The following is a 14,303-nucleotide window of genomic DNA, read 5'->3' on the forward strand; positions in this document are numbered from 1 at the left end:
GTTGGGGTGACCGACCTACACAAAAATTATGCTACCATTTCATCTAAAGGCTTAGGTTTAGAGATACCAAAGCCTTGTCCGAAGTGAATCCCCATTCGGCGGATGTCGCCTAAAGTACCGTGGTCTTCTACGTTACCTGCGATGGTTTGCTTGCCGGTTAGGTTGGCAATCTTTTGGATGCTTTCAACGATGACCTGTTTGACTGGGTCGTCATGCATTGACTTAATGAGCGCACCATCAATTTTAATATAGCTTGCAGGGATATCTGCTAAATATTGATAGCCGATGCTGGTTTTACCTACGTTATCTATCGCTGTTTTACAGCCCAGTTCGTTGATGGCTTCGGCAAAGGCTTTCGCTTCTGCGAAATGCTCCACTACAAATTGCTCATCGAGTTCAAAGCACAGTGTCTCGGCTTCAACGCCAAACTGATTCAGTTGTCGCTTGATAAATATAGGTAACTTAGGGTCGAGCATGCTTTCAATGGCGATATTAATCGAGCAAAGTTTTCGTCTATGTTCTAGCTCATTGTGTTGGGCCAACCACTGCATTACCTTATAGATAACCGCCTGATCAAAGGCTGTTATGATATCGAATCGCTGTGCAATATGGATGAACTGAGCCGGCATAATTAGATTGCCTTCAGTATCTTGGATGCGCGCGAGTACTTCAAAATAATCACCCCAGACAGCACTGTTAACAGGTCTTATTTGCTGGTAGCTGAGTTGTAGGCTGTCACCGCCACGAACGGCTTTTTGGATCATCTGAATTTGTTGTTTTGACTGCTTTAGCTCTACTCTGCGGAGTTCTCGGTGAGTATTGTAGCTATGAACGCGATTACGACCCGCCACTTTTGCCGCATAGCGGGTGCTATCGGCAATTCTTATGAGTTCTTCTGTACTTTCGCTTTCGCCGGTGATGGGAACAAGGCCAATGCTAACACCGACATTAAAGCGTTGCTCTTCATATTCAAATATATAAGCGGCGATAGCATCGCGGACATTTTCTGCTACGCGGTGAGCTTCTGGAGTTGAGCAATTTTCAAGAATGGCGGCGAACTCATCGCCCCCAATGCGAGCAAAAGCGTCACGCTGTCGTATTTTATCATTGATAATTCGGCTAATTTGGCGAAGTAACTCGTCTCCTGCGCTATGCCCGCAACGGTCGCTTACTTCCTTAAACTGGTCAAGTTCCATATACAGCAGTGCGTGTGTAGACTCACGTTGTTGTGCATTGGTTAAACACCGAGCGAGTCGAACTTGAAACTCTCGGCGATTAAATGTACCCGTTAAAGGGTCGTGCTTGGCTAGGTAGTTGAGTTTTTCTTGGTCTTTAATGCGGTCGTTAATATTTCGTGCGATATGAGCAGCCCCTAGGCGCTCACCCTGAGCGTTGTTGATACGGCTGAAGCGCATCTCGTAGATGGGAATATCCTCTTCTCGTTGTGCAAGAGGCATTTCTACGCAAAAGTGATCTCTTTCGAGTGCTCTTTCCCAGAGGCGTTGATAAATTCGACGTTCATTGGGGTAGGCCTCGAGTATCTCGGGTAGGGCGTCGCCAACCGCAATTGAAAAACCGAATATACTTTTAAACTGTTTTTGATAGGCATTATTGAATGTAATAACGTTTAACTGGTTATCAAGCGCCAAGACTAAATCTTCGGTGCTATCCAATACACCCGCTAAATAATCACCTAACTGATTTTGTTTGGCTTTTGCGTTGTACAATTCAGAGATATCTTGGATTGAGCCTGAAAGATGCGTTATTTGGTCTTTAACGGTGTGAGCTTTGCCGGTTAGTTTAACCCAGATGGTTTGCTGTTCGGCGTTAAGCATCGAGGCTTCAATTGAAAAAGGTTCGCCAGAAGTTAAGCACTGTTGAAACGCGGCTCGAATTCGAGGTTGCTCATCGTGAAAATAATAAAGAATGTGTTCTGGCGTGATTGCTTCATTTTTATCGATAGCGAAGATGGAATATACGCCATCAGTCCAGCTGACCTGGTTGGTGACGACATCAAGTTGCCAGCCGCCCATCTTCCCCGCCAGTTCAAATTGTTCAGATAACGACGTGTCGCCCAACAAGTGTTGTGCCGCTTCAGTATTGGTGTGAGACCAAGGGGTGATCGGGTGTTGAAAAAGCTCTTGATTATCGTTAGCGAGGTCTTTAATGGTGATGGTGCCGGGAAAGAAATACCCTGTTTTATGTCGAAAGGTTACCCTGATAGTCCTTTCGTTCTGAATCATCTCTTCTTGTTGAATAGGCTTTGGGTAGTCAAAGGTTGAGGCTGCAAGCGTTTTGAAGTGCTCGCCAACAAGGTCTTGGTTTTTATAGCCGAACCAACGCTCTGCGAGAGCGCAAACTTGTACAATATTATTGCCGTTATCAATAATAACTGAGGCCGATTGATCGCCTTCGGTTACGCTAACATCAAGATCATCATCGTTACGAATACGGCTGATCTCATACTTCTTCATTGTATTCATATCTGCTTGCCTATCCAAAAGCACAACTCATGGTAAAGTAAAGACGCTTAACAACGCGGCGTCACTGTTAATTCTCGAATATTTGATCGTTTTGTGAGCAGTCTCTCAGTAGTCTGTCATTAATACGTATCTTTAATGGGTTTAGCCATACTCTAAGAGATGGTTGTCTATGATGATTTGCGAATATTTTTATTGGGTGCTATTTATACCAGATGTTACGCTAAAGTTCATTGTTTAGACGATGGTATCTATTGCAGGGTGTTAAAACGTTAATCGTCTTATTTGTGGCGATCACGCCAAACGGGAAATGAAAACTCAATGGGTCTAAAAAAGGTTATTCAGCCCGATTATCGAGAGGGTGTGGATCGTAAACTGCTGAATATAATTCGAGACCGTTTTTTATTAATTAATCAACGTCGACTTGAGCGAACTCAGCAAGCGCTTCCTCTTAGGCATCAAGCGACGCTGGATCTTCTGCCGCTTTTTTTTCAAGTTAATCACCCGTTGCTCCCTGGATATGTCTCGCGAGATACGCCGCGCAGCGTCGCTAATTATGTACCCGATAAGCTTATTTTGCGAGCAGCGCAGGGGTTTAGTAAAACCTTTAAATATAAAGCTGAAAAACGGTTGCGGCCTGATATCCTCTCGCTTTTTATGATGGGTAGTATTGGTACCATTGCTCAGTCAGAGGGCAGTGATATTGATATCTGGTTGTGTCATCGTTCAGGGCTCAATAAAAATGAGTTTGCATTACTAAGACGAAAAGCCGACCTGATTACTGAGTGGGCGGATGAGCTGGGCTTAGAAATTCATTTCTTTTTAATGGATGCCAATCATTTTAGGCAGCGCCAACTGGGAGGGGTTGATAAGGAAAGTAGCGGCTCGGCGCAGCACTTTTTGCTACTGGATGAGTTTTATCGAACTAGCGTATTGTTAGCAGGCTGTTACCCCCTGTGGTGGCTGATTCCGGTTTGCGATGAAAATGAATACGACAAATTCGCTGAGTTGCTAACTCAAAAGCGCTTTATTCGTGAAACAGATGTTATTGATTTTGGTGGTTTGGCTCATATCCCTAAAGAGGAGTTTGTGGGTGCGGGCATGTGGCAACTATATAAAGGTATTGATGCACCATATAAATCGGTGATTAAACTGTTACTAACAGAGCTTTATGCACAAGAACTGCCTGACAAATTAAACCTGAGCTTGGAGTATAAGCAGGCCATTTATAATGATGAATTAGATGCTGATGATCTTGACCCTTATGTCATGCTCTATCGCCGACTGGAGCGTTATTTAAAGTCGCGCGACGAACAGGAGCGATTAGAGTTAATTCGCCGAAGTTTTTATCTTAAGGTCGGGAATAATTTAACGCGCAATTCGGCAACGAAAAATGCCTCATGGCAGCGGAATGTCATGGCCCGGTTGGTGAAAGACTGGCAGTGGCCAGAGGCGCTGTTAAAAACGTTAGATCACCGTAATACATGGGGTGTTCCGCAAGTTATTAAAGAAAGAAAAGCGGTGGTGAGCGAGTTGACTCACAGCTACCGGTTTCTATCGCAGTTTGCCAGAACACATCATCTAAAAGCACATATTAATGCTGATGATATGGCTATTCTTGGGCGTAAATTATATGCCGTTTTTCAACGAAAAGCGGGTAAAGTCGAACTGATAAATTCAGGTATAGCGCCTACATTGCATGAAGATCATTTGGCATTTCATCATCAGAGTAGTCAGCCACTGTCTGCTGATGCTAATGGTTGGCTACTTTACCGAGAGCTTGACTCTGCTGCGGATGTTGCGTTTCATCCGGTCTTAAAGCGCTCAACGAGTATTGTTGAGCTGATTGCGTGGTGTTACTTCAATGGTATTGTCAGTAAAGGTACGCGGCTGAGTCTAGTGTCTGGCAAAAGTACAATGACGATGTTTGAGCTGCAGAATATTATTAATACGTTTAATCAGCTGACACCGTACCCATTACCACCGGTTCCGCAGGTGCAGTTTCGTCAGAATCACTTTCCTCTTCATACGCTGTTGTTTGTAAACGTTGGTGTTGACCCGATGGCGGAGCATAGTGCTCGCGGTGTGCATAAGTTGAGTGACCGAAATGATTCTCTAGGGTATAGCGCTTTCCGGGAAAATTTGGTGACGACATTAGACCAAATCAGCCTCAATAGTTGGCACGAACTATCTGTTCAGCGGTATGAGTTGGGTGACACCTTGATTCAGTGTCTTAAGCATTATCTGGCTAGCTTGGTTGAAGTAGGGGATCACCCAATGCCCAGATTCGACGTGCGTTGCTTCTGCCCTAATAGGGCTGTAGCGATCGCGAAGCGAGTTAAAATACTTTTTACAGATGTTGTTGATGCATTTTTTAGTGCTAAGGGCATTTTACCTGTGCGCTATATCATCGAAATGGACCATCGTTTTTTTGTGGTTCAGTTCGTTAATCAACAGCCTCGGTTAACAGGGTATGATAACTTGGCGTTGTTAATGCGCTATCTTGAGCAGCCTCAATCATCTTATGCCCCTATCGTGGTTGATCGGTATGCCTTGCTTGATCAACCAAAGCTGAAATTGGTTTTTGAGAAATCAAGGTCTGGCACGATACAAGTATTTTTCTATGTGAGAAAAACGGAGGCCGATCTCTATATTGTGGATGAATATGGTTCGTTGTTTTCTTACTCAACACCATATCATAGTCATCAATCGCTTTTAATTCCGCTTTATCGTTTCTTGACATCAATACTTGAACGGCGGCAAATGCATCAATCCATCGATGCTTTTTTTGCAGATTTGGTGCTGGAGTTTTGTGAGATTAAGGCGGGTAAGGGCGAAAGAGAATACCGGGTGGAAAAAAAGCAGCTGTTTACTGATGCAACCGCTTTTTTTGTTGATGTACAGGCCATTGGTAATTATGACGGGGTGGGTGAATTATTATTTGACATCTATTGTGATGAGCAAGAGTTTTCAGTGTTGGAGTATGGTGATCAGCTGATACCTGCTGTTGCCCATTACATACATTCAAAGCGAACGCTCGGGGAGCCTTACCCTTGCTATTTGACAGATTTAGGATTGCCTCAACGGTTAGATCAAGGCGATTATCAGGTGGGTCTTCAGACGGTTCAATATTTACAGTATAAAAAAGCTTTAGAAGATAAGTTGAATGAAGCTTTGCAGTTGCTAGCGGGTTAATTCTTGCTTGGCTTTTGTGCTGCACATTACCGCAGTTTATTACGTTGCATAGAATAGAGTTTCAGCCGGCTAGCGGGTATACTGGCCGAATTATTTTTAATGGTGGATCGCTATGCTGAAACGTTTTTCCATTTTGACTCAGATATTAGGTGTGACTTTATTAGGCTCAAGTATGTTAGTGGGCTGTGGTCAAAAGGGCCCTCTTTATCTGCCTGTTGAAAACGAACCGACAGAACTCTCAACCGTTCAGGTGAGTCAACAAACGGAAAATGCTACAGAGGTAGACCAAGCGACTAAGGTTACTCAAGGCGACAGCTCCACCGCGGATTAAACTGCTTTGCGGTTATTAATTTTGACACACGATACCTAAGCTCAAAGGCTTAGAGTCGACGTTAGCTCTAGAGAGAATCATGGATTATTTTAATTATTTAGATGGCCAACTGTTTGCCGAAAACGTACCTGTAGAAAGAATAGCAGCTGAATTTGGTACCCCTTGTTATGTTTACTCAAGAGCGACATTTGAGCGTCACTATAAGGCCTATGACAATGCACTAGGCGATCACCCTCATTTAATTTGCTATGCAGTAAAAGCCAACTCGAATATAGCGGTGTTAAATGTATTGGCAAAACTGGGTTCTGGTTTTGATATTGTGTCTATCGGCGAGTTAGAGCGAGTGCTTGCGGCCGGTGGAGAACCTTCTAAGGTTGTATTTTCGGGCGTAGGCAAGCAAGCACATGAGATGCGCCGAGCACTAGAAGTTGGCGTGCATTGTTTTAATGTTGAGTCTGAAGCTGAGTTATATCGATTGAACGATGTCGCCGCTGAAATGGGGCTAATTGCACCCATTTCATTACGAGTTAACCCTGATGTTGATGCAGGGACTCATCCGTATATTTCAACAGGGCTTAAAGAGAATAAATTCGGTATCGATATTCAACGAGCGCCTGATGTTTATGCGCTAGCCAAAGGGCTTAAGAATTTGGCAATAAAGGGTGTTGATTGTCATATCGGCTCTCAATTGACAGAAGTGCGTCCGTTCTTAGATGCACTAGACCGAGTGTTAGTATTAGTCGACAGTCTTAAAGAAAAGGGTATTGAGTTAAATCACCTTGATCTAGGCGGCGGTTTAGGTGTTCGCTACAATCAAGAAACACCGCCAGAACCAAGCGAATACGCCAGTGAGATCATTGCTAAACTTAAAGGTAGAACACTGACACTGATTATGGAACCTGGGCGCTCAATTGCAGCCAACGCGGGTATTATGTTGACCCGTGTTGAATTTTTGAAGTGTACGGAGCACCGTGATTTTGCAGTTATAGACGGTGCAATGAACGACTTGTTAAGACCTGCGCTGTATTCTGCATGGCAAGATATTATTCCAGCTGTACCCAGAGCCACGGGCGAGAAACGACACTATGACTTAGTTGGACCTGTATGTGAAACAGGGGATTTCTTAGGTAAAGATAGAGAACTAATATTAGAGGCTGGCGATTTACTAGCCGTTCGATCAGCGGGCGCTTACGGGTTTGCTATGAGTTCAAATTATAATAGCCGAAATCGCCCTGCAGAAGTGATGGTTGATGGCGATAATGTGCACTTAATTCGACGTCGCGAAACGATCGCAGACCAGATCGCATTAGAAAAAATAATAGCTGAATAGTGATCTGTTAGTACATTAAAGGTTTAGAGATGTTAATTAAATTTACTAAAATGCACGGCCTCGGAAATGACTTCATGGTAGTCGACATGATTAGTCAGCATGCGCACTTGAGAACCGAGCAGATTAAAAAACTCTCAGACCGAAATTTTGGGATTGGGTTTGACCAGTTGCTACTAGTAGAGCCCCCTGGACGTCCGGATGTTGATTTTCGATATCGCATTTTCAATGCTGACGGCAGTGAAGTGGAGCAGTGCGGCAATGGTGCTCGCTGTTTCGCCCGTTACGTGATTGATAACAAGCTTACCACCAAAAACCGTATTCGAGTTGAAACCTGTAATGGCATTATTGAGCTTGAGGTAACTCCTGATGGCAGAGTGTTGGTTGATATGGGAGCGCCTATATTAATACCGGCTGAAATCCCTTTTGTGGCCGATAGCCCATTAGCAGAATACGAATTAAGTGTCGCGTCAAAGGCTACCGAAACCCAAGAGAAGGTTATTATTAGTGCTATCTCGATGGGTAATCCGCATTGTGTACTATTAACAGATGACATTAAGACCGCACCGGTTGAGACGTTAGGCCCGTTGCTTGAAAGCCATGAGCGTTTTCCTAATAAAGTGAATGTCGGCTTCATGGAAATTATTCACCGACGCTTTGTGCATTTGCGCGTATATGAACGTGGTGTAGGTGAGACAATGGCCTGCGGAACAGGTGCCTGTGCTGCGGTTGTAGCGGGACAGTTAAGAGGTCTATTAGACTCGAGCGTTGAGGTAAAACTACCAGGCGGTAACTTACAAATTGAGTGGTTGGGCGAAGGTCATCCCGTGATGATGAAAGGCCCTGCAACCAAGGTGTTTGAAGGACAGGTTCGCGTTTAGCCTAGCCTCACAATAACTAAAAAGAATAAGGTATTGGAGTTTCGATGACAGATAACGTAGTCACTTCTGAGAACCAACAAACGCTCACAGAGCAGCAAGTGGTTGAGTATCTCAGAACGCACTCAGCATTTTTTATAGATAATGAGTACTTGCTTAAAGAGATAAAGTTACCTCACCAGAGTGGTAAGGCAATATCATTAGCTGAACGACAAGTGCATTTGTTTAGAGAGCAGCGAGACGATCTTCAGCGAGAGCTTGCAGACCTGATTGAGATTGCTAAGCAGAACGATCAGTTTTTTGATAAGAGCAAGCGCCTACTGATGAATCTGCTTGAAGCACAAAGCTTGGATGAAGTGATGATTGTCGTACAAGAAAGTGTTCAGAATGATTTCGGTTTGGCGTTTTGTAGCATGTTACTGTTTGGTGACCGAGATGAGTACCCGGTTAGCAATGTTCAAATGATCTCGCAAATTGAAGCAGAATCAGTTTTAGGCACGCTAATTGAAAGTAGGCGAGCGGTGTGTGGGCGATTTACGGATGATCAGTTGCAGTGTTTATTTCCTGAAGCGAGTGACGACGTAGCGTCGGCTGCAGTGATACCGTTGCGTGGGACTGATGTCTTAGGGATGTTCAGTCTAGGCAGTAAAGGCCAAGATTATTTTGAAAGCGGTATGGGGTCCTTATTTTTAACGTATATCAGCGATACATTGAGCCGCTTATTACCGCCATTACTGCAGAGCGAAAAAATGGGTTCAAAGGCTGAGAGTGTTGCGTCGTTGCTAGACTAACCCACGATCACACTCAAAAAAGGGCCCTTTTAAACTGAAAGGGTCTGTTTCAGGCTCTCAATACCTTCTTCTTTTTTTACACTATTCTTTCTTATTATCCCAAAGCTTTGTAAAGTTCAATTAAATGACCTATTTTCTGCGGTTAAGGCTTTTCCGAGCCAGTAGCAGGTCGTCTATTACTACAGTGGCGTACATATTATGATCAAACTTATCACTTTTGACCTCGATAACACCTTGTGGAATTCCGACCCTGTATTGGCAAAGGCAGAGACTGTTCTATATTCATGGCTAGAAAAAAACTGCCCCGAATTAGCCTCTCGTTTCAGTGTTGAGGCAATTCGTGATTATAAAGCCGCTATCGCTAATGATAATCCGGCGTTGTTACACCGGGTTAGCGCGCTACGGCTAGAAGTGCTGAGAATAGCCTTGCTTGATGTGGGATATGCTTCAGATGCAGCGGAACAACAGGCTAAACAGGCATTTCAGGTGTTTCATGCGGCAAGACAACAGGTTACGTTGTTTGAGCATGCCGAGCATTTGCTAAAAAGCCTGAGTTTACAGTATCAATTGGCTGCATTGACCAATGGAAACGCCGATGTGTCGATTATAGGGCTAGATCGCTATTTTGATTTTGCATTAACCGCTGAGGAGATTGGCAAGCAAAAGCCTCACCCTGATATGTTTTTAGCGGCGCTAGAAAAGGCTGAAGTGGAGGCTGCTGAAGTTATTCATATAGGAGACCACCCAGAGCAAGATATCATGGGGGCGCACGGTGCAGGGTTGCATACTATTTGGGTAAATTTTGATGAAACTCCCTGGGATAGTGACTTAGTAGAAGGGCATGACGCTGCGCCAGGTAAAGTGGCTAACTGTTTGACCGAGATACCAAAATTGATAGGGCAGATTGAAAACAGCCTGATTAAATAGTCTATACTTGGTGAGATAAACCATCTTCAGCAAATAAAAACAATAGGAACTGGGTGCTCATGTCAGGATCAGGAACGGCTAGCAGTGATTTAAAGCGATGGAAGGAAAAATGCTTCGCGCAAGCCGAAGAATTGGAACAGCAAGAAAAATCCTTCGAAGATCACACTGATCTTTTACAGAGGCTTTTAGTAAGAGTGAGTTTGGCTGCAGATGGCTTAAATGAAGCGTTAGACACAGAGCTAGCCTCATTGCGAGACCAACTAAGAAAAGGAACTGCAAGCAAAACAGAGTTATCGAGTCGGTTGAGTAAAATTGAGAAAGCGGTTCTTGCACTCGACGAGCAAAAGTCAGAGCGAACCAGTAAGGTGCTTGAAGCGTTACAAAGTTTGGTAGATCAATTGCTAGAACTAGCGCTTGAGCGAAAGCAAAGAAAACAACTCAAGCAATTATCTAAAGACATCCGCGGTAAAAAAAATGGATTACGGGAATACCCAAATCTGCTGATGCAATATGCTCACTTGCAAGAGGACGCCTTGAAACATCAGTTTTCAATGATCGGGCAAGAAAACAAAAACGGTATATTGCAGCGAATATTTGGCACGAACAATTCAAATGGGGAGGCGATTCAAACAGACTCAGCCACTTTAACTACGGCGGACTCTGAGGATAAACAAACGCTATTGGATGAGGATGCTACAGAACTTGATCTCGCAGAAAATGGAGATGATGTAGAACTCACGCCCGGTTTTTCAGCTGTATCAAAGCATGTGAGTATTGCGCTTAGTAACTTAATTACCCAGTTGAGCATACCTGAAAATGTTGAGTCTACCGCTGAAAAAATTCAGACGACGATTCAAAATGGTTTAAATTGGTACGAGTTAGGGCCTACCATTGACGATGTTGCAAATCTGGTTATTTCTTCTGTTGGCAAGGGACAAAAAGATTTCGAGTTGTTCTTACAAAATTTAGATGACCGTTTAGCGACGTTGCAGAGCTTTTTAGCGGCAAGTAAGAGCCAACAACTCGATTGGCAGGGCTCGACCAGTGACCTTGATCGTACAGTACGAGACCAAGTTAAGACCATCTCTCAAGAAGTCCTTGATGCTAACGATATAGATCATCTCAAGGTGTCCGTGACCTCTCATATTGAAACAATCATTGCATCAATGGATAATTTCGTCGCCTCCGAAGATACGCGTATTGACGAGATGAATAAACAAATGGAGGCTATGCAGCATCGCTTGCAAACAATGGAAACCGAAGCGGGCGAGATAAGGTCTCGATTGCAAGTCGAAAGAGCTAAAGCGTTGACCGATATACTCACGGGTCTGGCTAACCGAGAAGCGTATGAAGAACGCTTGCAGATGGAGTTTGAGCGTTGGCAGCGCTATCGGCAGCCTGCTGCAATAGTGGTTGCAGATATAGATTTTTTCAAACGGGTAAATGATGATTATGGTCACTTAGCCGGCGATAAAGTTATTCAGATAATTGCTAAAGAACTCTCTAATCGGATACGAAAAACGGACTTTGTTGCTCGTTACGGGGGTGAAGAGTTTGTGATTATTATGCCTGAAACAACCTTGGAAGATGCCATTCCTGTGATGGAAAAGACGCGAGAAATGATCTCTCGATTACCCTTTCATTTTAGGGATGAAAATGTGCAGATTACCATGTCGTTTGGCATAGCCGCTTTTCAGGATAAAGATTCTCCAGCAGAGATATTTGAGCTGGCAGATAAAGCCCTCTATAAAGCGAAAGAGAATGGCCGAAACCGTGTTGAAATTTCAGATAATAGTAGTGAAATATAGGATTCAAATTAAGTGTCGAAATGGTTACCGGTATTATTGCTCTCCTTATTTGTTGTGCTTTCGCCTTCTTACGTTTTTGCAGACAATATCAAAACGCTCACTGATGCTCAGTACGAAGGCACTCAACCATCCTCTCAAGTAACGCTACCGACTTCACCTGTTTCTTTGACGCCAGAAGAACGGCTATGGTTACAAAACCATCCAGATATTGTGCTATCGGGTGATATTTTCTGGCCACCATTTGAGTTTATTGATGATGATGGGAACTATGCCGGTATGGTTAGCGATATTATAAAACTAATAGAATCGCGCTTAGATTACCGTTTTGATATTGATCATAAAGACAATTGGAATGAAACACTTGAAAGCTTAGTGGATCGTGAAATCGGGGGCATTACGGCAATCGCTAAAACACCACAGCGCGAAGAGTTGATGCTATTCTCAGAGCCTTATTTTTCTTTTCCCATTGTTTTGGTGATTAGAGAGGGGATGGGGTTTATCACTGACCTTCGTGAGTTGAAGAATGAGCGAGTAGGGGTTGTGAAAGGTTATGCCTCATATGACTACTTAATCATCAATCATCCGGAGCTTAATATACAAGGAGTAAATAGTGTAACAGAAGGCTTAAGAATGCTATCCGACGGAGAGCTTGACGTATTTGTGAGCAATATCCCTTCGGTAAGTCACTTAATTAAATCGCTAGGTTTATACAATGTACGGCTAACGAGCATTACCCCCTATGTTTACGACTTACGCATAGGCGTCAACGTAGATTACCCCGAGCTGGTGCCCATTATTAATAAGGCGATTGCCAGTATTCCTCAGCAAGCGCTTGATGATATCTATAAAGATTGGGTGTTTAAAGATATGAATGCTCAAGTAGACTACCGAATTGTCCGTCGTATTGCGTTAATTTCTATTTTTGTCATCGGCATATTTTGGTATTGGAATCGAAAACTCTCAAAAGAAGTGAGTGATAGGATAGCATCTGAAAACGCTTTAAGAGCCAGTGAAGAGCAGTTGCGTAAAGCGTCTCATGAAGCCGAGCGGCTAGCTCGAAAAGCGGATGAAGCGAACCAAGCAAAAAGTATTTTTTTGGCCAATATGTCACACGAAATACGCACTCCGATGAATGCCGTTATGGGGTATGCTGAGCTTTTATCAGCAACAGTGAAAGATAAAAAACAAAAAAGCTATTTGAGCTCAATTAGTGCTGGCAGTAGAGCGCTGTTAACCCTTATTAACGATATCCTAGATTTGTCAAAAGTGGAAGCTGGTAAGCTTCATATAGAATATCGCCCCACCTCGCTTAGCCCACTATTTGACGAACTTGAGAAGATATTTTTGGCTAAAATAGAGAGCAAAAAGCTACGGTTTGTAATTGAGTTATCTGAGACGGTTCCTAATGTGGTAATGCTAGACGAAGCGCGGGTAAGGCAGGTGCTTTTTAATCTTGTGGGAAATGCGATTAAGTTTACTCATAGTGGCGCCATTGATGTTAGGGCTAATGCTGTTCCGTCAGTTGAGTCTGGTAAGGTTGATTTAACTATAGAGGTTGAAGATACCGGCATCGGTATTCCTCATGATCAGCAAGAAAGAATCTTTAGAGCGTTTGAGCAACAAGCAGGACAAAGTACGCGAGAGTATGGCGGGACCGGTTTAGGATTAGCGATTAGTAAAAAACTGGTTGAAATGATGGGGGGCGCGTTATCCCTCAAAAGTGAGGTGGGAAAAGGCTCTTGTTTCACGGTTAAGATTTGTAATGTAGATGTTGCGAATGAAGATCAGTTGATTGAAAGCGACTTGCCTGACGCATCGCAATACCGGTTTAACCCCGCAAAAATTTTGGTGGCGGACGACGTCGAGTTAAATCGTCAGTTAGTTAAAGACCTTCTTGAAGATACCGATTTTGTTATAAAAGAAGCGGAGGACGGTAAGAAAGCAATTGTAATTGCAGAGCGGTGGAATCCGGATCTTATTTTAATGGATATACGGATGCCTGTGATGGATGGTTATGAAGCCACTTATACGATGAAACGAAATGCGTCCACTCAGCATATTCCTATTGTAGCCTTGACAGCTTCAGTGATGAGCAAAGATGAACATAGAATTAAAGAGGCTGGCTTTGATGGGTATCTTAAAAAGCCTGTGAGTGGAAGTGAACTATTTGCCGGCATCGCAGCGTTTCTACCTCATCTTGTGCTGAATAATAGTCGCGTAACAACTGATGATAATGCGGCGCTAGAGCGTCCATATACCAGAGGCAGCAGTACCCTGCGAGATCAGGAAGAGCATCAAGATTTACCTTTTTCATACGATGCCGACGTCCAAAGCGCTATTAGCGAGCAGTTTATGGTGGAATGGTCGTCGGTTAATGGTAGCGGGGATATCTCGGCAACAAACACGTTTGCTGAATCGTTACATGCATACTCGCAAGCAAGAGGTCTAGCGAGTCTTGAGATTTATGCCGCGGACTTAAAAGCGGCGGCTGAAGCATTCGACTTGGATGAAATACAGCGTCTTTTAGAAAACTTTGAAGCGAGAATGGTTGGTTACCGTTAACCCT

Annotated in this window: 9 protein-coding genes; 8 read left to right on the plus strand and 1 reads right to left on the minus strand. The window is 43.6% G+C overall.

What is annotated here, in order from left to right:
- Positions 1–26: 26 nt before the first annotated feature.
- Positions 27–2,483 carry an EAL domain-containing protein gene (locus NKI27_RS01535; RefSeq protein WP_265047941.1) on the minus strand — a complete coding sequence of 819 codons (2,457 nt, stop codon included), beginning with the start codon at positions 2,481–2,483 and terminating at the stop codon, positions 27–29.
- 318 nt (positions 2,484–2,801) lie between these two features.
- On the opposite strand from NKI27_RS01535, the gene NKI27_RS01540 reads away from it, so the two are divergent.
- The 8 genes from NKI27_RS01540 to NKI27_RS01575 all read left to right on the plus strand — a co-directional run bounded on the left by NKI27_RS01540 (position 2,802) and on the right by NKI27_RS01575 (position 14,299).
- On the plus strand, positions 2,802–5,675 hold the full coding sequence (locus tag NKI27_RS01540; RefSeq protein ID WP_265047942.1) for a class I adenylate cyclase: 2,874 nt from the start codon (positions 2,802–2,804) through the stop codon (positions 5,673–5,675).
- A gap of 112 nt (positions 5,676–5,787) precedes the next feature.
- Positions 5,788–6,006: an LPS translocon maturation chaperone LptM gene (lptM, locus tag NKI27_RS01545; RefSeq protein WP_265047943.1), complete on the plus strand. Its 219-nt coding sequence runs from the start codon at positions 5,788–5,790 to the stop codon at positions 6,004–6,006.
- Positions 6,007–6,085: 79 nt separating this feature from the next.
- Entirely contained in the window at positions 6,086–7,336 is a 1,251-nt protein-coding gene (lysA, locus tag NKI27_RS01550) for a diaminopimelate decarboxylase (RefSeq protein WP_265047944.1), read from the plus strand.
- Between the two features lie 29 nt (positions 7,337–7,365).
- Positions 7,366–8,214 (plus strand): diaminopimelate epimerase, encoded by an 849-nt coding sequence (gene dapF / locus NKI27_RS01555; protein ID WP_265047945.1) that lies wholly within the window; start codon positions 7,366–7,368, stop codon positions 8,212–8,214.
- 44 nt (positions 8,215–8,258) lie between these two features.
- Positions 8,259–9,002, plus strand: coding sequence for a DUF484 family protein (locus tag NKI27_RS01560; RefSeq protein WP_265047946.1), 744 nt, complete (start codon positions 8,259–8,261; stop codon positions 9,000–9,002).
- 198 nt (positions 9,003–9,200) lie between these two features.
- On the plus strand, positions 9,201–9,929 hold the full coding sequence (locus NKI27_RS01565; RefSeq protein WP_265047947.1) for an HAD family hydrolase: 729 nt from the start codon (positions 9,201–9,203) through the stop codon (positions 9,927–9,929).
- 59 nt (positions 9,930–9,988) lie between these two features.
- A complete protein-coding gene (locus NKI27_RS01570; RefSeq protein WP_265047948.1) occupies positions 9,989–11,737 on the plus strand; it encodes a GGDEF domain-containing protein in 1,749 nt (582 codons plus the stop codon).
- A 12-nt stretch (positions 11,738–11,749) separates the two neighbouring features.
- Positions 11,750–14,299, plus strand: a complete 2,550-nt coding sequence (locus tag NKI27_RS01575) for an ATP-binding protein (RefSeq protein WP_265047949.1) — start codon at positions 11,750–11,752, stop codon at positions 14,297–14,299.
- Positions 14,300–14,303: the final 4 nt, after the last annotated feature.

Source organism: Alkalimarinus alittae (genome assembly GCF_026016465.1).
Taxonomy (GTDB): domain Bacteria; phylum Pseudomonadota; class Gammaproteobacteria; order Pseudomonadales; family Oleiphilaceae; genus Alkalimarinus; species Alkalimarinus alittae.

Bases quoted from the DNA above. Each gene is read 5' to 3' on its own strand.
- NKI27_RS01565 (WP_265047947.1), top strand. From the start codon at position 9,201: ATGATCAAACTTATCACTTTTGACCTCGATAACACCTTGTGGAATTCC.
- NKI27_RS01535 (WP_265047941.1), bottom strand. From the start codon at position 2,483: ATGAATACAATGAAGAAGTATGAGATCAGCCGTATTCGTAACGATGAT.
- NKI27_RS01560 (WP_265047946.1), top strand. From the start codon at position 8,259: ATGACAGATAACGTAGTCACTTCTGAGAACCAACAAACGCTCACAGAG.
- NKI27_RS01570 (WP_265047948.1), top strand. From the start codon at position 9,989: ATGTCAGGATCAGGAACGGCTAGCAGTGATTTAAAGCGATGGAAGGAA.
- NKI27_RS01540 (WP_265047942.1), top strand. From the start codon at position 2,802: ATGGGTCTAAAAAAGGTTATTCAGCCCGATTATCGAGAGGGTGTGGAT.
- lysA (WP_265047944.1), top strand. From the start codon at position 6,086: ATGGATTATTTTAATTATTTAGATGGCCAACTGTTTGCCGAAAACGTA.
- dapF (WP_265047945.1), top strand. From the start codon at position 7,366: ATGTTAATTAAATTTACTAAAATGCACGGCCTCGGAAATGACTTCATG.
- lptM (WP_265047943.1), top strand. From the start codon at position 5,788: ATGCTGAAACGTTTTTCCATTTTGACTCAGATATTAGGTGTGACTTTA.